This is a genomic window from Xylophilus sp. PBN-3R (assembly GCF_057747805.1).
Genome location: NZ_CM173225.1, coordinates 3318951 through 3340885 on the forward strand (window position 1 = coordinate 3318951; position 21935 = coordinate 3340885).

At 63.5% G+C, this 21935-nt stretch carries 24 protein-coding genes; 7 read left to right on the top strand and 17 right to left on the bottom strand.

The features are described 5' to 3' along the window. Positions 1–78 precede the first annotated feature (78 nt). The 3 genes from trmD to rpsP form a co-directional block, all read right to left on the bottom strand. On the bottom strand, positions 79–786 hold the full coding sequence (gene trmD, locus AC3ANW_RS15750; RefSeq protein WP_488341789.1) for a tRNA (guanosine(37)-N1)-methyltransferase TrmD: 708 nt from the start codon (positions 784–786) through the stop codon (positions 79–81). 6 nt (positions 787–792) lie between these two features. Then, the gene (gene rimM, locus AC3ANW_RS15755) at positions 793–1362 is read right to left on the bottom strand and encodes a ribosome maturation factor RimM (protein WP_488341790.1); all 570 of its coding nucleotides are present in this window, start codon (positions 1360–1362) and stop codon (positions 793–795) included. A gap of 79 nt (positions 1363–1441) precedes the next feature. Next, on the bottom strand, positions 1442–1711 hold the full coding sequence (rpsP, locus tag AC3ANW_RS15760; protein WP_488341791.1) for a 30S ribosomal protein S16: 270 nt from the start codon (positions 1709–1711) through the stop codon (positions 1442–1444). Positions 1712–1857: 146 nt separating this feature from the next. Here rpsP and AC3ANW_RS15765 point away from each other — a divergent pair, with 146 nt between their 5' ends. Then, positions 1858–2382 carry a GNAT family N-acetyltransferase gene (locus AC3ANW_RS15765; protein ID WP_488341792.1) on the top strand — a complete coding sequence of 175 codons (525 nt, stop codon included), beginning with the start codon at positions 1858–1860 and terminating at the stop codon, positions 2380–2382. Positions 2383–2405: 23 nt separating this feature from the next. Beyond that, positions 2406–2861, top strand: a complete 456-nt coding sequence (locus tag AC3ANW_RS15770) for an NINE protein (protein ID WP_488345441.1) — start codon at positions 2406–2408, stop codon at positions 2859–2861. Positions 2862–2887: 26 nt separating this feature from the next. Here AC3ANW_RS15770 and AC3ANW_RS15775 read toward each other — a convergent pair whose 3' ends face one another. Then, positions 2888–3898 (bottom strand): inorganic phosphate transporter, encoded by a 1011-nt coding sequence (locus AC3ANW_RS15775; protein WP_488341793.1) that lies wholly within the window; start codon positions 3896–3898, stop codon positions 2888–2890. 19 nt (positions 3899–3917) lie between these two features. Beyond that, positions 3918–4565, bottom strand: a complete 648-nt coding sequence (locus AC3ANW_RS15780) for a DUF47 domain-containing protein (RefSeq protein WP_488341794.1) — start codon at positions 4563–4565, stop codon at positions 3918–3920. A gap of 236 nt (positions 4566–4801) precedes the next feature. On the opposite strand from AC3ANW_RS15780, the gene AC3ANW_RS15785 reads away from it, so the two are divergent. After that, positions 4802–5422: an outer membrane beta-barrel protein gene (locus tag AC3ANW_RS15785; RefSeq protein ID WP_488341795.1), complete on the top strand. Its 621-nt coding sequence runs from the start codon at positions 4802–4804 to the stop codon at positions 5420–5422. A 45-nt stretch (positions 5423–5467) separates the two neighbouring features. Here the strand turns inward: AC3ANW_RS15785 and AC3ANW_RS15790 are convergent, their stop codons facing one another. From AC3ANW_RS15790 to AC3ANW_RS15830, 9 genes are all read right to left on the bottom strand, one after another. After that, the gene (locus AC3ANW_RS15790; protein WP_488341796.1) at positions 5468–6208 is read right to left on the bottom strand and encodes an ABC transporter ATP-binding protein; all 741 of its coding nucleotides are present in this window, start codon (positions 6206–6208) and stop codon (positions 5468–5470) included. A gap of 1 nt (position 6209) precedes the next feature. Next, positions 6210–7007 carry an ABC transporter ATP-binding protein gene (locus AC3ANW_RS15795; protein ID WP_488341797.1) on the bottom strand — a complete coding sequence of 266 codons (798 nt, stop codon included), beginning with the start codon at positions 7005–7007 and terminating at the stop codon, positions 6210–6212. Beyond that, the gene (locus tag AC3ANW_RS15800; protein ID WP_488341798.1) at positions 7004–8149 is read right to left on the bottom strand and encodes an ABC transporter permease subunit; all 1146 of its coding nucleotides are present in this window, start codon (positions 8147–8149) and stop codon (positions 7004–7006) included. The genes AC3ANW_RS15795 and AC3ANW_RS15800 overlap by 4 nt, the downstream gene beginning before the upstream one ends. Continuing rightward, complete coding sequence (locus AC3ANW_RS15805) at positions 8146–9075, bottom strand: branched-chain amino acid ABC transporter permease (RefSeq protein ID WP_488341799.1); 930 nt, start codon at positions 9073–9075, stop codon at positions 8146–8148. The genes AC3ANW_RS15800 and AC3ANW_RS15805 overlap by 4 nt, the downstream gene beginning before the upstream one ends. A 117-nt stretch (positions 9076–9192) precedes the next feature. Further along, positions 9193–10497: a replication-associated recombination protein A gene (locus AC3ANW_RS15810; protein ID WP_488341800.1), complete on the bottom strand. Its 1305-nt coding sequence runs from the start codon at positions 10495–10497 to the stop codon at positions 9193–9195. 130 nt (positions 10498–10627) lie between these two features. Further along, positions 10628–12361, bottom strand: coding sequence for a ClcB-like voltage-gated chloride channel protein (locus AC3ANW_RS15815; RefSeq protein ID WP_488341801.1), 1734 nt, complete (start codon positions 12359–12361; stop codon positions 10628–10630). A 58-nt stretch (positions 12362–12419) separates the two neighbouring features. After that, positions 12420–13070, bottom strand: coding sequence for an outer membrane lipoprotein periplasmic chaperone LolA (gene lolA / locus AC3ANW_RS15820; protein ID WP_488341802.1), 651 nt, complete (start codon positions 13068–13070; stop codon positions 12420–12422). 99 nt (positions 13071–13169) lie between these two features. Next, positions 13170–15527 (bottom strand): DNA translocase FtsK, encoded by a 2358-nt coding sequence (locus AC3ANW_RS15825; protein ID WP_488341803.1) that lies wholly within the window; start codon positions 15525–15527, stop codon positions 13170–13172. 30 nt (positions 15528–15557) lie between these two features. Further along, on the bottom strand, positions 15558–16271 hold the full coding sequence (locus tag AC3ANW_RS15830; RefSeq protein WP_488341804.1) for a Crp/Fnr family transcriptional regulator: 714 nt from the start codon (positions 16269–16271) through the stop codon (positions 15558–15560). A 150-nt stretch (positions 16272–16421) separates the two neighbouring features. Between AC3ANW_RS15830 and trxB the strand changes: the two genes are divergently transcribed. The 3 genes from trxB to rpmG all read left to right on the top strand — a co-directional run bounded on the left by trxB (position 16422) and on the right by rpmG (position 17987). Then, a complete protein-coding gene (trxB, locus tag AC3ANW_RS15835; RefSeq protein WP_488341805.1) occupies positions 16422–17381 on the top strand; it encodes a thioredoxin-disulfide reductase in 960 nt (319 codons plus the stop codon). Between the two features lie 182 nt (positions 17382–17563). Then, positions 17564–17797, top strand: a complete 234-nt coding sequence (rpmB, locus tag AC3ANW_RS15840; RefSeq protein WP_488341806.1) for a 50S ribosomal protein L28 — start codon at positions 17564–17566, stop codon at positions 17795–17797. Positions 17798–17816: 19 nt separating this feature from the next. Continuing rightward, positions 17817–17987 carry a 50S ribosomal protein L33 gene (rpmG, locus tag AC3ANW_RS15845; RefSeq protein WP_160554085.1) on the top strand — a complete coding sequence of 57 codons (171 nt, stop codon included), beginning with the start codon at positions 17817–17819 and terminating at the stop codon, positions 17985–17987. A gap of 149 nt (positions 17988–18136) precedes the next feature. Here the strand turns inward: rpmG and infA are convergent, their stop codons facing one another. Together infA and AC3ANW_RS15855 are read right to left on the bottom strand one after the other, a co-directional pair. Next, entirely contained in the window at positions 18137–18385 is a 249-nt protein-coding gene (infA, locus tag AC3ANW_RS15850; RefSeq protein ID WP_318631483.1) for a translation initiation factor IF-1, read from the bottom strand. Positions 18386–18630: 245 nt separating this feature from the next. Continuing rightward, entirely contained in the window at positions 18631–20100 is a 1470-nt protein-coding gene (locus AC3ANW_RS15855; RefSeq protein ID WP_488341807.1) for an aminotransferase-like domain-containing protein, read from the bottom strand. Between the two features lie 183 nt (positions 20101–20283). Here AC3ANW_RS15855 and AC3ANW_RS15860 point away from each other — a divergent pair, with 183 nt between their 5' ends. Further along, positions 20284–20601: a hypothetical protein gene (locus AC3ANW_RS15860; RefSeq protein WP_488341808.1), complete on the top strand. Its 318-nt coding sequence runs from the start codon at positions 20284–20286 to the stop codon at positions 20599–20601. Between the two features lie 3 nt (positions 20602–20604). Here the strand turns inward: AC3ANW_RS15860 and AC3ANW_RS15865 are convergent, their stop codons facing one another. After that, entirely contained in the window at positions 20605–21819 is a 1215-nt protein-coding gene (locus AC3ANW_RS15865) for a DesA family fatty acid desaturase (RefSeq protein WP_488341809.1), read from the bottom strand. Between the last annotated feature and the right edge of the window lie 116 nt (positions 21820–21935).

Genomic DNA, 21935 nt, shown 5'->3' on the forward strand with positions numbered 1-21935 from the left:
TGCCTCGGTTTTACCTGAGGCGCCATGTCGGACATGGCTCGGCGTGACGCGGCCCGCAGAGGATCGGAGAACCGCGGATTATATGCCGGTTTTTTTGGCAGGCAAGAGTTCGGGCCGCAGTGCCGTGGTGAGCGCCACACGCTGATCGTGGCGCCAGCGGTCGATGCGTTTGTGGTCCCCCGACATCAGCGCCGCCGGCACCGGCTGGTCACGCCAGGTTTCCGGCCGCGTGTAGTGCGGGCAATCGAGCAGCCCGTCCAACGCCGGGTTGAAGCTGTCCTGCTGGTGGCTGCCCTCGTCGTTCAGCACGCCCGGCTGCAGGCGGGCGACAGCGTCGAGCAGCGCCATCGCCGGGATCTCGCCACCGGACAAGACGAAGTCGCCCATGCTGATCTGAACATCGACATAGGCATCGATGAAACGCTGGTCGATGCCCTCGTAGCGGCCACAGACCAGCACCGCACCAGCGCTGGCCGACCAGGCTTCGACCGCCGCGTGATCCAGCCGCGAACCCAGAGGCGAGAACAGCACCACCGGAACCGGTCCGGCCTCAGCCCGATCCGCACGGATGGCATCCAGGCAGCGCGCCATCGGCTCGGCCATCATCACCATGCCCGGGCCGCCACCGAAAGGCCGGTCGTCGATGCGCCGATAGTTGCCTTCGGCGTAGTCACGCGGGTTCCACAGGCGCACGCTCACGGCACCTTCGTAGGCGCGGCGCGTGACACCGCTGGCCAGGAAAGGCGTGAACAGCTCGGGGAACAGCGTGACGACGTCGAAACGCATCGGAGGCTACAGGTCGAAGTCGGCTTGCCAGTCGACCGTGATCGCCTTGCCCGGCAGGTCGACCTTGTCGATGTAGACACCGACGAAGGGGATCATGCGTTCCTGCGTCTTGCCCCCGGCCTGGTATTCCATCACCAGCACCGTCTGCGGGCCGGTGGACATCAGCTCGCGCACCACGCCCAGGTCCACACCTTCACGGTTGACTACGTTCAGACCGATCAGGTCGACCCAGTAGTACTCGTCTTCGGCCGTGGACGGAAAGCTGGATCGCGCCACGAAGACCTTGGCACCCCTGAGCGCTTCGGCCGCATTGCGGTCTGGCACGTCGTGCGCGGTGGCGACCACGTACTCGGAATGATCCTTGGCCTGCTGGATCGGCAGGCGGAATACCTTGCCCGCCGACGGGCCCGCCGTCGCAGGCGACTGGATGAACCAGCGCTTGGAAGAAAAAAGGGCCTCGGGCGAGGCGCTGTATGCCTGCACCTTGAACCAGCCCTTGATTCCCCAGGCGTCCACGATGCGGCCCACTTCGATGGCGTCGGCGGGCAGTTCGGCGGATTCGAGTCCAGGCAGCATGGTGAGCAGGAAGGAAAAGGGGTTCTGAAAAAAGAAAAAGCCCCGCGGACGTGAATCCGCGGGGCTTCGGGCAATCGACTCAGGCGGCAACCGGAGCTGCAGCCACAGCCTTTTGCGACTGCTTCAGCAGGCGCTCGACGGTAGGCGAGACTTGCGCGCCGACGCCGACCCAGTAGCTCACGCGGTCCTGTGCGACACGCAGCGGTTCTTCGCCGCCACGGGCGCTAGGGTTGTAGAAACCCACACGCTCGATGAACCGACCATCGCGACGAACGCGCTTGTCGGCAACGACGATGTTGAAGAACGGACGGCCCTTGGAGCCGCCGCGGGAGAGTCGAATGACGACCATGATTTATCCTTGGGTGGTTGCCCGGTCTCGTTGCGAGATTCGCTAAAAAATAAGACCTGACAAATTTCTTGCGGCGTTGAGACACGCGACATGGCCACCCGGCCAGCGACACGCTGCAAAGCCGCCCATTATAGCTTTCTTTATTCATGCACACCATTCGTTCTGCGACAGACGCCGATCTCGGCGCCATCACCGCGATCTACGCGCACTACGTCGACACCAGCACCGCCACTTTCGAGACGGTAGCCCCCACCGAAGCCGAGATGGCCGGTCGCCGCGCCGAGGTGCTTTCGCGCAACATGCCTTACCTGGTGATAGAGGACGACGCGGGTCAGGTAGCCGGATACGCCTATTGCAACTGGTTCAAGCCACGCCCCGCCTATCGATTCTCCGCCGAGAACTCGATCTACCTGGCTCCGGGCGCTGCCGGCAGCGGCCGCGGCCGCGCCTTGCTCGACGCCCTGTGTACTGCCGCCGAACAGGTCGGAGTGCGCCAGATGCTGGCGGTCATCGGCGGTGCGGACAACCTGGCCTCGATCGGTGTGCACCGCGCCGCCGGCTTCCAGCCGGCCGGCCTGCTCAAGTCCAGCGGATGGAAGTTCGGCCGATGGCTCGACGTGACGCTGATGCAGAAGACCCTGGGCGCCGGCGACACCGTGGCCCCCGAATGACCGGCTCGACCACTGCGCGGAGCCTGAAGAACAAGACGCTGGCGGCCTGGCTGGCCTTCGTCGGCGGCCCGCTCGGCCTGCACCGTTTCTATTTGGGCGGCAAGGGTGACACGCTCGGATGGCTGCTGCCGATTCCTACCGCGCTGGGCCTGTACGGCCTGCGCCGGGCGCAGGAATTCGGGCTGGACGATCCCTGGTGCTGGGTGCTGATTCCGATACTGGGGTGCGTGGTCGCCGGCACCTCGTTGACCGCCATCGTCTACGGCCTCACCTTGCCGGAGAAATGGAATGCACGCCACAACCCGCAGGCCGCGGCAGATGCACCTGCCGGGCTCAGCCACTGGCTGACCATCTTCGCCGTGGCCGGCGCGCTGCTGTTCGGCACCGGGGCGCTGATGGCGGCACTGGCTTTCGGTTTCGAGCATTACTTCACCTACATGCTCGACAAGGAAAAAGCCGAAGGAGCCGAAAGCCGCTGAGCGGCTCCGGCATTTTCAGGCGACGGTCAGAACAGCCGGTTGCTGATCCAGTAGGCGACCGCCGCGACCACGGCCGAGGCCGGAATCGTCAGGATCCAGGCCCAGACGATATTGCCCGCCACGCCCCAGCGCACCGCGCTGGCCCGCTGCGTGGAACCGACACCGACGATGGCACCGGTGATGGTATGGGTGGTCGACACAGGGATCCCCAGCATCGTCGCCACGAACAGGGTGATCGCCCCGCCCGTCTCCGCGCAGAAGCCGCCGACCGGCTTGAGTTTGGTGATCTTCTGGCCCATGGTCTTGACGATGCGCCAGCCGCCGAACATGGTGCCGAGCGCAATCGCGGTGTAGCAGCAGACGATGGTCCAGGTAGGCGGAGCCGCATCGCTGGCAGATGCATAACCGGTCGCGATCAGCAGCATCCAGATGATGCCGATGGTCTTCTGGGCATCGTTGCCGCCGTGGCCGAGGCTATACGCACCGGCCGACACCAGTTGCAGCCGGCGGAACCAGCGGTCCACACGCGACGGCGTGGAGCGCCGGAAGATCCACGCCACGATCACCATCATCAACGAGCCCAGCAGGAAACCCAGCACCGGCGACACGAAGATGAACAGCACGGTGCGCCAGATGCCCGAGAACACCAGCGCACCGGTGCCGGCCTTGGCCATCACCGCGCCGACGATGCCGCCGATCAGTGCATGCGACGAACTGCTCGGAATGCCGTAATGCCAGGTGATGACGTTCCAGGTGATGGCGCCGACCAGCGCACCGAACACGACATGGATGTCCACCACGCCCGGAAGTGCGATGCCCTTGCCGACGGTGGCCGCCACGCTGAGGTGGAACACGCCGATCGCGACCAGATTGAAGAATGCAGCGAACACCACCGCCTGGCCCGGCTTCAGGACACCGGTCGACACCACGGTGGCGATGGAATTCGCCGCATCGTGAAAACCGTTCATGAAGTCGAACACCAGCGCCAGCGCCACCAGCAGGATGATTGCCCACAGGGCTACCTGTGCGGTTGCCATTGCTTGCAGCCCCGCCGGATCAGGAGTTCTCGAGGACGATGCCCTCGATCACGTTGGCGACGTCTTCGCACTTGTCGGTGATGGTCTCGAGCAGTTCGTAGATGGCCTTGAGCTTGATCACCTCACGCACGTCCGGCTCTTCGCGGAACAGCTTGCTCATGGCCGAACGCATCACCTTGTCGGCGTCGGATTCGAGTTTGTCGATTTCCTCGCAGGTCTTCAAGGCGGCTTCGGCGGTGGAGGCGTCGGCGATCTTGTCGAGCATCCTGACCGCAGCCTGCACCCGTTCGCAGCACTTCACGCTGAGGTCGGTCAGGCGCACGATCTCTTCGGTCATGACCCGCACGTCGTACAGCGCCATGGTCTCGGCCGAATCCTGGATCAGGTCGGCCACGTCGTCCATGGTGTTGATCAGCGTGTGGATCTGTTCACGGTCGATCGGCGTGATGAAGGTCTTGTGGATGGCACGGTTGACGTCGTGTGTCACACGGTCGGCGGCGCGTTCGGCGTCATCGACTTCCTCGTTGTACTTCTGCCTCAGCGCGGGGTCGTTGTAGTTGGCGACCAGCCGGGAAAAAGCATGCGCGGCATCGACGGTGCGTTGCGCGTGCAGGTTGAACATCTCGAAAAAATTGCCCTCACGCGGCAACAGCTTGCCAAAGAACATTGGCGACTCCAGCAGAAATGACCCACCCGCGGGCTGCGGGCGAAAGGCGCGAGTTTAGCCGCGAGGCAACGAACGGTCACAAAACTGTCATCGTGGCAAAGTCGGCAGACTCCTACAAGTCCTTCCGAGCTCTCCGACAAGGCTTCCGGCAGCGGACCCCAAACATGGGTATGCGCCAACTGACATGGCGTTAAAACGACCTCCCCAGCTCTCCAGCATCCACAAGGACTTTTCCCATGACCGCCAGCCGTTCTCTCCTGCGCAACAAAACCGTGTGGCTCGCCGCCCTGATGGCCGCCGCCTGCGGCACCGCTTCCGCCCAGGCCTACAACACTGCGTCCACCGACCGCGCTTCCTACATTCCCTACACCAGCGCCGGCTACATCGGCGCGAGCATCGGCCAGTCGAAATACAAGGTCGGCAACGGCACCGGCATTTATAGCTACGACGACAAGGACACTGCCGGCAAGATCTATTTCGGCGGCATGTTCAACCAGAATTTCGGCATGGAACTGGGCTATATCAACTTCGGTGAAGTCGACCGCGCCGGCGGCAACACCAAGGCCCAGGGCCTGAACCTGAGCATCGTCGGCAAGGCCCCCATCGGCGAGCGTTTCGACGTGTTCGGCAAGGTCGGCACCACCTACGGCTGGACCCGTACCTCGTCGGCTGTCGGCAGCGGCGTGCAGGGCGGCAAGGAAAACGGCTTCGGCGTCTCCTATGGCATCGGCGGCAGCTACTACTTCACGCCGCAGATCGCCGCGACCCTGGAATGGGAACGCCACGACCTGAAATTCGCAGGCACCGGCAAGGACGGCATCCAGGCCGTGACGGTCGGCCTGCGCTACAACTATTGAGCGACTCCAGGTAACCAGGAAAAACGCGGCTCAGGCCGCGTTTTTTCATTCTCCGAGGTAAGCGGCGCGAACCTTGGGATCGCTCAACATGTCGCTCGCCCTGCCCTGCATCGTGATCAGGCCCGACTCCATCACATAGGCGCGGTCGGCAATCTGCAGCGCCCGGCTGGCGTTCTGCTCGACCAGCAGGATCGTCGTGCCCTCCGAAGCCACCTGCTGGATCACCTCGAAGATCTTGTCGACCATGATCGGCGACAGGCCCATCGACGGCTCGTCGAGCAACAGCAGCCTGGGCTGGCTCATCAGGGCACGGCCCATCGCCAGCATCTGCTGTTCGCCGCCGCTCATCGTGCCGGCCAGTTGTGCGCGTCGCTCCTTCAGCCGGGGGAAAGTGGTGAAGATGCGGTCGATGTCCCGACCGATGCCGAGCTTGTCGGTGCGGATATAGGCGCCCATCTGCAGGTTCTCGACGATGGTCATGCGGGCGAAGACGCCGCGCCCTTCGGGCACCATCGCCAAGCCGTCGCGCACGAGATCCCAGGCGCCCTGGCCCGCAGTGCTGCGGCCCTTGTAAAGCACCTGACCGCCGGACAGCGGCAACATGCCGGTCAGCGCCTTCATGGTGGTCGTCTTGCCGGCTCCGTTGGAGCCGATCAGCGACACCAGCTCGCCCTGGCCCACCACGAAATCCACCCCTTTCACCGCCTGGATGCCGCCGTAGGACACCCGCAGGCCGCGGACTTCGAGCAAGGCTTCAGCGGCCGCGTTCTTCTGGGTCTGCTGCATCTCAATGGGCTCCGGCGCCAAGATAGGCCTCGATCACTTTTTCGTTGCGCTGCACTTCGGCCGGCGTACCTTCGGCAATCTGCCGGCCGTAGTCGAGAACCGTGACCCGGTCGCACAGGCCCATCACCAGTTTCACGTCGTGTTCGATCAGCAGGACGGTGCGGCCGTCGGTCCGGATGCGGTCGATCAGGCCGCGCAGCTGTACCTTCTCGGTGGCGTTCATGCCGGCCGCGGGTTCGTCGAGGGCGATGAGCTGCGGCTCGGTCGCCAGTGCACGTGCGATCTCCAGCCTGCGCTGGTCGCCGTACGACAGGGTGCGCGCGCGCACGTCGGCATATCTGCCGATGCCCACATAGTTCAGCAGCATGCGGGCCTGGTCGCGGATGGCGGCTTCCTCGGCCTTGAAACCCGGCGTGCGCAGCATGGCGCCCCATAGGCCCGAACGGCTTCGGATGTGCCGGCCGACCATGACGTTCTCGAGCGCGGTCATGTCGGCGAACAGGCGGATGTTCTGGAAAGTGCGGGCGATGCCGGCCCGTGCCACTTCATGGACCGCCGTCGGCCGGTAGGGCTTTCCGGCCAGCATGAAACTGCCACTGTCGGGTGTGTACAGGCCGGTGATCACATTGAAGAAAGTGGTCTTGCCGGCGCCGTTCGGACCGATCAACCCGTAGACCTGACCGCGCCGGATGGTCATGCCGACATCGGCCAGCGCCTGCAGGCCGCCGAAGCGCTTGCCGATGCCCTGCACTTCCAGCACGACATCCGTCGCGTCGGCCTTGGAATGGAGGTCGTTCATGCCTTTTCCTCCAGGACCCGGCCATGGTCGGGTGCAGGCCATAGTCCACGCGGACGCCACAGCATGACCACGATCATGGCCAGCGCGATCAGCAATTGCCGAAGGATGGAAGCGTCCAGCCGGCCGCCCGTCATCTGCTGCAGCGGCCCGGCGACATAACGCAAGACTTCAGGCAGCGACGACAGCAGCACCGCCCCCAGGACCACTCCCGGAATGTGGCCGATGCCGCCCAGCACCACCATCGCGACGATCATCACCGACTCCATCAGGCTGAAGGACTCCGGCGAAACGAAGCCCTGGAAGGCACCGAACATGGCGCCCGACACACCACCGAAACTGGCGCCCATGGCGAAGGCCAGCAGCTTCAGGTTGCGGGTGTTCAGGCCCATGGCCTTGGCGGCGATCTCGTCTTCGCGAATGGCCATCCATGCCCGGCCTATACGCGAGTCCTGCAGCCGGGTGCAGAGGACGATGCTGACGATGACCAGCGCCAGGAACAGGTAGTAATAGAGGGTGACGGCCGGTATGTCGTAGTCGTCGGTCACCGAAAGGCGCTTGCCCAGGTCGAGCCCGAAGAACTTGACCGAGTCGATCTGGCCGATGCCCTTGGGGCCATTGGTCAGGTTGATCGGGCGGTCCAGGTTGTTGAGGAAGATCCGCACGATCTCGCCGAAACCCAGGGTGACGATAGCCAGATAGTCACCGCGCAGCTTGAGAGTCGGCGCACCCAGCAGCGCACCGAACAGGGCCGCCACCAGGGCCGCCAGCGGAATGACGATCCACAGGGAAAGATGCACGCCGTTCGGGAAGATCGCGGCGATGGCGGCGAAGTTCTCGGAGAGATGCGGCGAGGCCAGCAGGCCGAACAGGTAGGCGCCCACCGCATAGAAAGCCACGTAACCCAGGTCGAGCAGGCCCGCATAACCGACCACGATGTTCAGGCCCAGGGCCAGCATCACGTAGAGCAGCGCCAGGTCGGCGATACGCACCCAGGCATTGCCGAAGTATTGCAGGCCGTGCGGCAGCACCAGCAGCAGCACCGCCGCGATCACCCAGGCGGCGATGCGGGTGCCCCGCTCGGCCTGCGAGGAAAAAACGTGGACCAGCGGATTGCGCGTGCGCATGTTTTCGGCCCCGTTCATGCGCGGTCCGCCACACGTTCACCCAGCAGGCCCGATGGCCGCAGGGTCAGGATGACGATCAGCACGACGAAGGCGAAGATATCGGCGTAGTTGCTGCCCAGAACACCGCCGGTCAGGGTTCCGATGTAACCCGAGCCGATGGACTCGATCAGGCCAAGCAGGATGCCGCCCAGCACCGCGCCGCCCAGGTTGCCGATGCCGCCGAACACCGCCGCGGTGAAAGCCTTGAGGCCGGGCAGGAAACCCATCGTGTGCTGCGCCGTGCCGTAGTTGGCCGCATACATCACGCCGGCGATCGCTGCCAGCACCGCCCCGATGACAAACGTCGCCGAAATCACCAGGTCGGGCTTGACGCCCATCAGGGCCGCGACCTTGGGATTCTCCGCCGTGGCCCGCATGGCGCGCCCGAGGCGGGTGAAATGCACCAGCCACATCAGCACCGCCAGCGACACCGCCGTCAGCGCGAGGATCAACACCTGCGTCGGCGTGATGACCGCACCGCCGATGGCGAAGGGCTCGCTGGGCAGCAGCGTGGGGTAGACCTTGACGTTGGGTTTCCAGACGATCATCGCCAGCGTCTGCAGCAGCAGCGACATGCCGATGGCGGTGATCAGCGTGGCCAGCTTGGGCGCATTGCGCAGCGGTTTGTAAGCCACCTTCTCGATCACGAAATTGAGGGCGGCCGAGACGATGCAGGCGATCACCATCGACAGCAGCAACACCAGCCAGCCGGGCGCCCACGGCATGGCGTCCTGCATCAGCCCTATGACACTCCAGCTGGTCAGCGCGCCGACCATCAGCACCTCTCCGTGGGCGAAATTGATCAGGTTGATGATCCCGTAGACCATCGTGTAACCCAGCGCGACCAACGCATAAACGCTACCCAATACCAAGCCGTTGATGACCTGCTGCAGCAGGATGTCCATAAAACCGGTCCCTTCCAGAGGATCTGTGGATGTCCCAACAGAGGTAAGCAATAAACCCGCCAGTAACGCCGGCCGGCGCATTGTGTCAGCAAGAACGCCGCTCACGTCCCTGGTAGTTCACCCCGTTGCGGCGTCCTCGTCCCACTGCTTCAACTGGTTCAGCTTTTCTCCGATCTTGATTTCCAGCCCGCGCGAAACCGGCCTGTACCAGCCGGGTGCGGCCATGTCGTCCGGCAGATAGGTCTCTCCGGCGGCGTAGGCATTGGGTTCGTCATGGGCATACCGGTATTCGTGCCCGTAGCCGAGCTCCTTCATCAACCTGGTGGGCGCATTGCGCAGATGCACCGGCACCTCGCGGCTCTTGTCCTTCTTCACGAAGGCCTTGGCCGCGTTGTATGCGTTGTAGCCGGCATTGCTCTTGGCCGCCATGGCGAGGTAGATGACCGCCTGGCCCAGCGCCAGTTCGCCCTCTGGGCTGCCGAGGCGTTCATAGGTGAGGGCTGCATCGTTGGCGATCTGCATGGCACGCGGATCGGCCAGTCCGATGTCTTCCCAGGCCATCCGGACGATGCGGCGCGAAAGATAGCGGGCGTCGGCACCGCCATCGAGCATGCGGGTCAGCCAGTAGAGCGCGGCATCCGGGTGCGAGCCCCGCACGGACTTGTGCAGCGCCGATATCTGGTCGTAGAAGTTGTCGCCGCCCTTGTCGAAACGCCTGGAGTTGAGGGTCAGGGCGTTCTGCAGAAACTCCGCCGTGATGACGGTGATGTCCGATGCCTGCGCCGCCGTTCCGGTCTGCTCCAGCAGGTTGAGGAACCGCCGGGCATCGCCGTCGGCATAACCGATGAGGGTGTCGCGCGCCAGGTCGTCGAACTCGAGATGGCCCAGCGCCTTTTCCTGTGCCCGCTTCAGCAGCAGCTTCAATTCGTCGTCCGTCAGCGACTTCAGCACATACACCTGGGCGCGCGACAGCAAGGCCGAATTCACCTCGAAAGAAGGGTTCTCCGTGGTGGCGCCGATGAAGGTGACCAGGCCGCTTTCGGCATAGGGCAGCAATGCGTCCTGCTGCGACTTGTTGAAGCGGTGGATTTCGTCCACGAACAGAATGGTGTGTTTGCCCATGGCCAGGTTCTGTTCGGCCTGTTCCATCGATGCACGAATGTCCTTGACGCCCGAAAAGACCGCCGAAAGCGCGATGAATTCGCATTTGAAGGCATTGGCGGTCAGCCGCGCCAGGGTGGTCTTTCCCACTCCGGGCGGCCCCCAGAAGATCATCGAATGCGGCCGGCCCGACTGGAAAGCCAGGCGTAGGGGTTTGCCTTCGCCCAGCAGGTGGGACTGGCCCACGACTTCGTCCAGCGTCCTGGGCCGCAAGGCTTCGGCCAGCGGTGCATCGGGTTCACGTGTGAACAGGTCAGCCATGATTGGCCTTCTGCAGTCGAAAGGCGCCCGTCCGGGCAGTAGCTTGTCTTGTCAGTTTCGCCATCCGGCGGTTATAGCGCGACCCACCGGGGAGGCTGGTTGCAGACGGTAGCGTCACTCTTCATCTCGCTCACTCGCTCAGGCTGACATAGGTGGAAAGCACCGCCGTCTTGGTGACGGCACCGAGCAGCACCGGCCTGTCGGTGCTTTCGATCACTGGCAGGCGTTCGCCCCGGTGATGCAGCAGGCTTTGCAGCGCCTGCTCCAGGTCGGTCCCGGCCGTCAGCGGCTGGATGTCCTGGCTGAGCAGTTCACCCGCCGTGGTGTGGCCAGGCACCGCGAGGCCCGAGGCGGCGCTCAGCGATTTCAGCGGCACCACGCCCAGGTAACGCATGTCTTCGTCGACCACGTAAAGGTACTTCACCGGATAGGTGACGAAGAGCTGGTTCATCTCCTCCAGGTCGGCCTGCGGCAGCACCACCGTCTGTGCAGGTTCGAGCAGGTCGCGCACATGCTGGCCGCGCAGGCGCAGGCGTTCGTCCTGCTGCTCCTGGCGGCGAACGGTGATCTCGTACATCGAGCCGACACGCGCCGAGCGGGCCACGAAATACGCGACGACGCTCGCCGCCATCAGGGGCAGCATGACCTGGTAGCTCAGTGTCATCTCGAAGACCATCAGGATCGCCATCAGCGGTGCCTGGGCCGCGCCCGCCAGCAACGCCCCCATGCCGACGATGGCGTAGGCAAAAGGCTCGGAAGTGCTGTCGGGCCATATGCCGTGGACCGCCGTGCCGAACAAGGCGCCGACCAGGCAACCGAAAAACAGCGCCGGAGTGAAGACGCCGCCGACCGCGCCCGAACCGGTGGTCGCCAGCGTGGCAGCCGCCTTGGCGATGAGCAGGCCGGCCAGCACCGTCCACGGAAAACTGCCGTGCAGCACCGAATTGACGACGCTGTAGCCGTTGCCCCAGACCTCGGGAAACCAAACCGATATTCCGCCGACGATCAAGCCGCCCAGAGCCAGCCGCCAAGGCAAGGCGATAGGCAGCCTGGCAAAGGCGGCGCGACTGCTGGCCAGCCCACGCAGCATCAGCGCGGCACAGCCGCCCAGCAACACCCCCATCAACACGAAAAGCAGCACCTCGGGTCCATAGACTGCCGGGAAAAACGGCATCTCGTACGGCGCCTGGTAACCCGGCAGTTGCCGCATCAGCACGTTGGCCACCACCGCCGCCACCAGGATCGGTCCGACGCTTTCCATGGCGATGGAACCCAGCACGATCTCGGCCACGAAAAACGCGCCGGCGATGGGCGCGTTATAGGCAGCCGTCAGGCCGGCGGCGGCACCGCAGGCCACCAGCAGGCGCAGGCGGCCGACCGGGAAACGGAACCAGCGCCCCACCAGCGATGTGCCAAGCGCCGCCAGCTGCACCATCGATCCCTCCCGGCCGATGGAGCCGCCGCTGGCAATGCTGACCAGGGAAGACGCGCTGCGCGCCAGCGTCTGCGCCACCGGGATCCGCCCGTCGCCGAGGACGATGGCTTCCATGTAGTCGGAGGTCGCTTTTTGCTGCGTGGTACGCCGAGCCAGCACCAGCAACAGCCCGGCCAGCAGGCCGCCGCCAGCCGGAGTGACCACCCGGGCCCAGACCGGCAGGCCACGCGCAATCTCGACCAATCCGCCGCTGTTGCCGAACAGGCCGACATCCACCGCAGCCAGCGCCATCCGAAACAATTCGGTCGCCAGCGCGCCCAGCAGACCCGCCACGATGGACCAGAGCAGCAGGCGTTGCCACTCGGCAACCCGGAAGAAACGCGCCAGGCGTTCCAGCAGCACGCCCGACCCCTGAGAAAAAGGTTTCATGTCGCCGGCCTCGGGCCGCGAAATTCAAACCTCGATTATCGAGGATCGATATGCGGATTTATTGTTTGACAACACTCACGCCGGCCGGCGGCGTGAAGCTGAAGCTGGCCGCCGGACCGTTGGTCTGGATGTTGGTGAAGTTCAAGACCGAGCGCTGGCCGAAGCTGTCCAGTATGTCGAGCGATGCAAGCTGGTCGCCGCGCAAGCCGACGCGCACCGACTGCAACTGACCGTCCTTGGTCTTCGGGGTCGCCAGCACCCATTGCTGGCCGTCGCGTTCAGGTTCCGATACCAGCGTGAAGTCCTTTTCCAGCGCCTTGATGTCGGCGCTGGAGGCGACCAGCGCGGCCGGCGTGGAACCCAGCGCCTGGGCTTGGTCGCGGGCCGTCACCTGTTGCAGGTCGACGTCGTAAAGCCACAGCGTACGGCCGTCGGCCACCAGCGTCTGTGCAAAGGGTTTGCTATAGACGAAACGAAAATGTCCCGGCCGCTGGAATTCGAAGGTGCCTTCCGACCGCTTGGTGCGCGCCGTCTCGCCCTGGCGAGCGGGGGCGGTTACGACCTGGGTGAAGTCGGCCCGGCCGGTCTTGGCGGTCCGCATGAAACCTTCGAGGCTGCTCAGGCCGTCCGCCCATGTGGCGGAGGTGCCGAGCAACACGGCGAAGGCGAAGGCGCCGGAGCGCAGCGGGAAACGGGAAACAAAAGTCATCGGCGGTTCCGGAGTCGGTGTTCGGCAAATCTTGCCGGACAAGGGTGAAGACCCGGCGAAGCGTTTGTAACAACGCTGCGACGCCGGGTAATCGGACAGTCAGTCTTCGGCGTTCCGGTTCGGCACCAATATGTCGCGCTGGCCGGCGCCGTTCATGGAACTCACCAAGCCGGCCTTTTCCATGTCCTCGACCAGCCGCGCGGCGCGGTTGTAGCCGATCTTCAGGTGCCGCTGCACCAGCGAAATGCTGGCCTTGCGGTTTTTGAGAACCACCTCGACCGCCTGGTCGTACATCGGATCTTTTTCTGCAGCAGGGTCGCCGCCATCGCTGCCCGGGTAGTCGGTGCTGTCGCCGTCGACGGTGCCGCCTTCCAGCACACCCTCGATGTAGTTGGGCTCGCCCTGCTCCTTCAGGTACTTGACCACGCGGTGCACTTCCTCGTCGCTGACGAAGGCACCGTGCACCCGGATCGGCAGGCCCGTGCCGCTGGCCATGTAGAGCATGTCGCCCATGCCCAGCAGCGCCTCCGCGCCCATCTGGTCGAGGATGGTCCGGCTGTCGATCTTCGATCCCACCGAGAACGCGATACGGGTCGGGATGTTGGCCTTGATCAGGCCGGTGATCACGTCCACGCTGGGCCGCTGGGTCGCCAGCACCAGGTGGATGCCGGCGGCGCGGGCCTTCTGCGCCAGGCGGGCGATCAGTTCTTCGATCTTCTTGCCGACCACCATCATCAGGTCGGCCAGTTCGTCGATCACCACCACGATGTGCGGCAGGCGGTCGAGCGGCTCGGGGCTGTCCGGCGTCAGGCTGAACGGGTTGTAGATGAATTCCTCGCGCGCCTTGGCTTCGTCGATCTTGGCGTTGTAGCCGGCCAGGTTCCGGACGCCCAGCTTGCTCATGAGTTTGTAGCGGCGCTCCATTTCAGCCACGCACCAGTTCAAGCCGTGCGCCGCCTGACGCATGTCGGTCACCACTGGTGCCAGCAGGTGCGGAATGCCTTCGTAGACCGACATTTCGAGCATCTTCGGGTCGATCATCAGCAGTCGCACGTCACGCGCGTCGGCCTTGTACAGCAGGCTGAGGATCATGGCGTTGATACCCACCGACTTGCCCGAACCGGTAGTGCCGGCCACCAGCACGTGGGGCATCTTGGCCAGGTCGGCCACCACAGGGTTGCCGATGATGTCCTTGCCCAGGGCGATGGTCAGCATCGACTTGGCGTCGTGGTAGACCTGCGAACCCAGGATTTCCGATAGACGGATGGTCTGGCGCTTGGCGTTCGGCAGTTCGAGCGCCATGAAGTTCTTCCCGGGAATGGTCTCGACGACACGGATCGACACCAGCGACAGCGAACGCGCCAAGTCCTTGGCCAGGTTGACGACCTGGGACCCCTTCACGCCGACCGCGGGCTCGATCTCGTAACGCGTGATCACCGGGCCGGGCGATGCCGCAATCACATGCACCTGCACGCCGAAGTCCTTCAGCTTCTTCTCGATCATGCGGCTGGTCATTTCCAGCGTCTCGGGGGCCACGGTTTCCTGGCGCTGCTGGGCCGCATCCAGCAGGTCGATCTGCGGCAGGTTGCTGTCCGGCATTTCGGTGAACAGGGGTTTCTGGCGCTCCTTGGCCACCCGTTCGCTGAGTACCGGTTCGGTCACCAGCACCGGTTCCGTCAACACCGGCGGCGTGCGCACCGGATGGTGGTCGATTTCGGCACGCTCTTCGATCACCACTTCCTCGCGTTCGCGGGCCGCGCGTTTGCCGACTTCCTTATCTTGGTTGATCTCGCGTTTTTCACGGCGGCTCTGCACCAGCGAATACAGGCGCGCGCCCAGCACCTCGGCGAGGGTGCCCCAGGAGAAACGGAATGCCAGCGATGCCCCCACCACCACCAGCACGATGCACAGCAGGCCGGATCCGGCAAAACCCAGCCAGCGCATGGCGGCCGGGCCGGTGACGAAACCCATCACCCCGCCGGCATGGCGGCCTGGCAGCAATTGTTCGAATCGATAGAGCCGGGTCCATTCGAGCGCGGTGCTGGCGAGCATCAGCAACACCAGGCCGATCCAGAAAACGGCACGATGGGCCGTCCAGCTGCCGGCGTTGTCTGCTGGAATGCCGCCCCGCATCCAGCGCGCCAGCGAAGCCACCCAGGAACGCACCGCGGCAGCAAAACACCACCAGACCGAAAAACCGAAAAGGAAGTAACTGGCATCGGACAGCACCGACCCGACGCGGCCGCCCCAGTTGCCGACGGCGGTCACGCCCGGCGCTCCGGTGGTGGACCAGGCCGGATCCAGCGCTGAATAACTCAACATGGAGATCAGCCAGAAGACCATTGCGATCAAGCCGACCAGCAGGGCGACCTCGTGTGCGAAACCGCCGACCGCTCCGCGTTCTGCCGGTTTGGACTTGCCGCCGCGGGCGTTGAGTGTGTCGAGTGAATAAGTCATATGTGAGCGCGAACAAGCTTACCCCATGCGTCAGGCTTCATCTGCGACGCCCTCGGGAACGGCATCCCCGGCCAGCGCTTCGAGACGGCCGGACGGGATCTGCATGGAACCGTCGTTCCGGGTCTCGAAAAAACCGCGCGATTCGAGATCCTTCATGACCCGGCTCACCATCTCGCGCGACGCGCCGATCATGCGGGCGATGTTCTGCCGCGACACCTTCCGCGCCACCACCCCGTGGCCGTCGGGCGCTGGCGTGGCGCTGTCTATCAGCACCCTGGCGACGCGGCCGTAGACATCCATCAACGCAAGCGACTCGATGGTGCGGTCGGCATTCCGCAAACGTTGCACCAGGCCGATCAATACCGAATGACCGACCGAGCCTTCGGCCGGCAGGCACCGCAGGAATGCCTCGCGGTCGAGCAACAGCGCGTCGGTCTGCACCTCGGCCACCACCGTGGCGGAATGTGGCTCGCCGTCGATCAGGCTCATTTCGCCGACCGGATCGCCGGGCCGCAGGCTGGTGAAAATCACCTCGCGACCCCGGGCATCCGCCGCCAGAACGCGCGCGCGGCCGGACACCAGCACATAGAGACCCGCCGAATGCTGGCCGCGCTCGACCAGTACCTCGCCCCGACGAAAACGCTTCTTGGTGACGGCGCTGGCGAGAAAATCCGCTTGCTCGCCCGTCAGCAATGCAAAAAGAGGCACCCTGCGCAGCAGGTCCAGATCGGAAACCAGGGCCATGAGGCGTTTCTTCCTTCCAGGATCGATTCTTACAATTGTGGCGATTGAAACCAGCGGGCCCGTGCCGCAGCTGGAAACGTCATACTCCGCGCCTCGCGCCCGCCGGATGGTTGAATGCCGCCCGGTTTCCGCCACATAACTGCATCGATTATGTCTACTGCCCAGCACGCCAAAGTCCTCATCCTCGGCTCCGGCCCCGCCGGCTACACCGCCGCCGTGTACGCTGCCCGCGCCAATCTGCAGCCGCTGCTGATCACCGGCATGGCCCAGGGTGGCCAGCTGATGACGACCACCGAAGTCGACAACTGGCCGGCGGACGTGGACGGCGTCCAGGGTCCCGAGCTGATGCAGCGTTTCCTGAAGCACGCCGAGCGCTTCAATACCAAGATCGTGTTCGACCACATCAACAAAGTCGATTTCAGCGAACGGCCATTCAAGCTGACGGGCGACGGCGGCGAATACACCTGCGACACGCTGGTCATCGCGACGGGCGCCTCTGCCAAATACCTCGGCCTGCCGTCCGAGCAGGCCTTCATGGGCCGCGGCGTTTCAGGCTGCGCCACCTGCGACGGTTTCTTCTACCGCGACCAGGATGTGTGTGTGGTCGGCGGCGGCAACACCGCCGTGGAAGAGGCGCTCTACCTGAGCGGCATCGCCCGCAAGGTCTACCTGGTGCACCGCCGTGACAAGTTCCGCGCCGAACCCATCATGCTGGACAAGGTGGCCGAAAAGGTCGCCGCCGGCAAGATCGAGCTGAAGGTCCACAGCGTGCTCGACGAAGTGCTGGGCGACCCGAGCGGCGTCACCGGCGTACGCTTGAAACACATGGTCAGCGGCACCACCGAAGACCTTGCGCTGCAAGGCTGTTTCATCGCTATCGGGCACCATCCCAACACGGAGCTCTTCCAGGGACAGCTGGACATGAAGGACGGCTACATCGTCACCCGTTCGGGCCTGCAGGGTTTTGCCACCATGACTAGCGTGCCGGGTGTTTTTGCTGCCGGTGACGTGCAGGACAACATTTATCGCCAGGCCATCACCAGCGCCGGCACGGGCTGCATGGCGGCCCTGGACGCGCAACGTTTCCTGGAACAGGAAAGCCTGGTCTGACCGATCGTTTTGCCTCCCGCGGGCGGCCGGGCTATAATCGCAGGCTTTGCTGAGTTGAGTAGTGCTACGGATTTATCCGGCGTGCTGGTTTTTTCGGTAAATTTCGGGTTACCGCCACCCATTCCTGGCGAGGTGAGGCCAATCATTTCCTGGTTGGCCGGTTAGATATCGGAGTGACCTCAATGGCACGCGTATGTGAAGTAACGGGCAAAGGCCCGATGTCGGGGAACAATGTTTCCCACGCCAACAACAAGACCAAGCGCCGGTTCCTGCCGAACCTGCAATACCGTCGTTTCTTCGTCGAATCTGAAAACCGCTGGGTTCGCCTGCGAGTTTCCGGTGCTGCCCTGCGCCTGATCGACAAGAACGGTATCGAATCCGTGCTCGCAGACCTGCGCGCACGCGGTCAAGCTTAAACCTTAGGAGAATTGCACCATGGCAACCAAAGGCGGACGCGAAAAGATCAAGCTGGAATCCACTGCTGGAACCGGCCACTTCTACACCACCACCAAGAACAAGAAGACGATGCCTGAAAAGATGTCGATTTCGAAGTTCGATCCGAAGGCTCGCAAGCACGTCGAGTACAAGGAAATCAAGCTGAAGTAATTCAGCGCGATTGACAAGAAGCCGCCAGACGCGAGTCGGGCGGCTTTTTTATTGGCCGAATGATCCAGCCGCTCACAAAAAAGGCCGGAAAAAAGACGCGCAAAAAAAAGCGCTGCCATCAGCAGCGCCTGTTCGCCAAAACCGCAGGATCAGCGGTTGGGGTTCATCGGCGGGCGACCGGCGATGTGGCGGAAAACGATACGACCCTTGCTCAGGTCGTAGGGCGACATTTCCAAAGAAACGGCGTCGCCCGCAATCACGCGGATGTTGTGACGGCGCATCTTGCCGCCGGTATAGGCCACCAGTTGGTGACCGTTTTCCAGGGTGACGCGATAGCGGGAATCGGGCAGAACTTCGTCCACCTTTCCACGCATCTCGATCAGTTCCTCTTTTGCCATGTAGTCTTTCTCAATTTGGGGAATCGCCTGGCGCACGTCGGCGAACCATGCCGAAAATCCGGCCACACATCTGCCAAGAAGGTAAGTGAGCAACCGTGCGGACGGCTCACCAGACGCAATGAAAATCCGGTAAATACGCTCCTGCTGGAACGCTGCAGAAAAGACTCGGCAGAAGAAGGAGCGAACAACCGCCTATTATAGCCCGAGCCTTGTCCGCGTGCGCGTCATGGTCAACCCACAAGACCTCAGATCATGGCCCGTATGAGCCGGCCCAATTCGCGGTAGGCCTCTTCTACCGCCGGGGAAAACGGAAGGCCGCAGCTGAGACGAATAAAACGCTCGTAGCGTCCGCTGTTCGAAAACATCGGTCCGGGCGCTATACGGATGCCCTTGGCCAGCGCCTGTTCGAACAACAGCGTGGACGACGCGCCCGGAGGCAATTCGAGCCAAAGGCTGAGACCGCCCGGCGGCAGGCTCAGTCGTACCCCTGGCGGAAAATGATTGGCAATAGCCTGCGCACTGCGTTCTCGCTGCTCCCGCAATGCCGCACGCAACTTGCGCAACCGGCGGTCATAGGGGGCGCCGGTCACACCGCGGGCGGTCAACAACTGCGACCAACTCTGCATGTTGCGGGTGCGCGAAAACTTCAGCATCTGCACGCGGGTGTGCCAACGGCCGGCGTTCATCCAACCTTGTCTGAGGCCAGGCGCAAACGTCTTGTTGAACGACGAACAATAGATCACCTGCCCCTCCGTGTCCCAGGCTTTCGCGGGCTTGGTGGGATAGGGCGCGTCGATCAGATCGCGGTAGATGTCATCCTCGATCAGGGCCAGCCTGTGTTCGGTGCAGAACGCTACCAGGCGCTCCTTGTGCGCGTCCGGCATTACACAGCCGGTCGGCATTTGCAGATGCGGCACCACGATCACCGCTTTCATGCGTGGCTGGCTGCGCACCGCCAGTTCCAGCGCCTCCAGCGACATGCCGGTATGCGGGCTGCTGGGAATCTCCAGCGTGCGCAGACCCTGGGTTTCGACCGCTTGCAGCAGACCGAAGAAGGTCGGCGATTCGACCGCGACGATGTCACCCGGGGAAGCGACTGCCGCCAACGCCAGGTTCACCGCCTCTGAATTGCCCAGCGTCGCCATGACGTCTTCCGGCGCGATACGAATCCCGCATGCGAGTGCCCTCAACGCCATGGCCGCCTGGAACTCGGGATGCGTTCCGGGAATGGAAGCTCCATGCAGAAGGATGTTGGGTTGCTCTTTCAACAAGGCCACTGCAGACCGGTTCAGCGCCGCCGCATCGAAGAGTTCAGGCGCTGGCATGGCCCCACCCAGGTCGACCAGCACCGTCGTGTGGCGGGCCTTTTCGAGGAAAAGCGAAATACGCTGGTTGATGCCACTGAACGGGGCTGCGTCCACCTCGTCCAGCGCATGCTCGATTTCAGGTTCCCGCGCCGCCGGCATGCGTGCCAGCGCCGGATCGCGCACAAAGTAACCTACCCGCGGCCGTGCTTCCAGTTGCCCGTGTTCTTCCATCCAGCGCAATGCCTGCAAACCGGTTGAAAGACTTACCTGGTGCCGCAACATCAACTCTCGCACCGAAGGCATCCGGCTTCCCGGCGGCAAGGCGCCCTGCTCGATGGCGGAACCATAGTGTGCGGCAAGTCGCCGGTAGAGGAGATCGTCCGACGCAGGGTTTTGGGCAAGGCTCATGGGTGACAGCATGAGGCAGATAATGCCTGCCGGGTGCTGTACCGCAACAGATACAGCGGAGGTCGAAAGCGACCAGAACAGAGTCTAGCCATTAACCCTGATACGGTCCAAACGGTCAAATTCTGTGTCTGCCGAAAATATAGGCAAAAAATTACGCTAGTGGCTCCAAAGCAGGAGCTCAGCATGCCTCACCCAAACACCTCTTTCCAGACCGTCGCCGCTTACGAACAACGGCTGATGAACCTCGATGCCGGCAGCGAACTCCGTTGCCGCCAGGGCGCCATCGAAGTGCGCTTCACTCTCTCAGGCGCGGTCGTGAGCCTGTCGACCGGCCAGGCGATCCGCGTGTCCGACAGCCAGTGCGTCGCCATTGCATCGATCCATGGCGGCGGCTTCTGGCTCGAGAAGCCGGTCGGCCCTGTCGCGCAGACGCAAAAAAACCGCCAGGGCCTTGCCGCGATGGCGGCAAGACTCTGGCGGTCACTGGCGACCGCAGCCTGATGTTCAGGCGTGGGCTGCTCGCAGCCTGATCGAGAAATCCTTCAGAGCGGCGATGCCGCTCTCTTCAGCCCGACGGCACCAAGCCTGCAGTTCGGTCGTGAGTTGTTCACGCGAATGAGTGGTGTTGGTCCAGAGCTGGCGCAGTTCTTCGCGCATGGTCAGCATCTTGTCGAGCACCGGATGCGCGGCGCGGGCCTCGGCCACTTGCGGCAGCACGGTGGCAGGCACCTTTTCGACGTCACGGTGCAACCAGCGTTTGGCAGCTACCAGGTTGGAGACGTCAGCCTGTTTTGCCTTCAATGCCACCAGCTCTTCGCGAGCCGCCCGGCGAACGCCCCGGGCAAAACCGGCCATGACTTCGTAGCGGTTGGTGATCAACGCCTCGAGCGTCTTTTCATCGGCCACCGGTTTGATCTCACCGGTCTGCAGCTTGGGAGCGGTCTTCTTCACCGTCGCCCAGCCCACCTTCTGCATCAGCGTGATGTAGAGCCAGCCGATGTCGAACTCATATGGCTTCACGGAGAACTTCGCGGAGGTCGGGTAGGTGTGATGGTTGTTGTGCAGTTCTTCGCCGCCGATGATCAGGCCCCAGGGCGACAGGTTGGTGCTGGCATCGGTGGCTTCGAAGTTGCGGTAACCCCAGTAATGGCCGAGACCGTTGACGACACCGGCTGCCCAGAACGGAATCCAGAGCATCTGAGCCGCCCAGACGGCCAGGCCCAGCATGCCGAACAGTGCGACGTTCAACAACAGCATCACGCCGACGCCCTGCCAGCTGTAGCGGCTGTACAGATTGCGTTCGATCCAGTCATTGGGCACACCGTGGCTGAACTTGGCGATGGTTTCCTTGTTCTTGGCTTCGGCGCGATAAAGCTCGGCACCGCGCCACATCACCGTGTCGATGCCACGGGTCTGCGGGCTGTGCGGATCTTCTTCGGTTTCACACTTGGCGTGGTGCTTGCGATGGATGGCGACCCATTCGCGGGTGACCATGCCGGTGCCGAGCCACAGCCAGGCACGGAAGAAATGCTGCGGAATCTTGTGCAGATCAAGCGCGCGGTGAGCCTGCGACCGATGCAGAAACACCGTGACCGCCACAATGGTGATGTGGGTTGTCAGCAATGTGTACAGGACGATCTCCCACCATGTCCAGCCCAGCAAACCATTGCTGAGCAATTCTATGGCGGCGTTGAAGACAGCCGAGTCAAATACAAACATAGGGTAAGAGCCTCGCGGCGGGGTGACCGCCGTGGTTGTGGGTACGGGAACCCGGGATGCCGAAAAATTCAGCACCTCGAATTTTAGAGCGAGCCATCGGGCTTAAGTTCGCATTA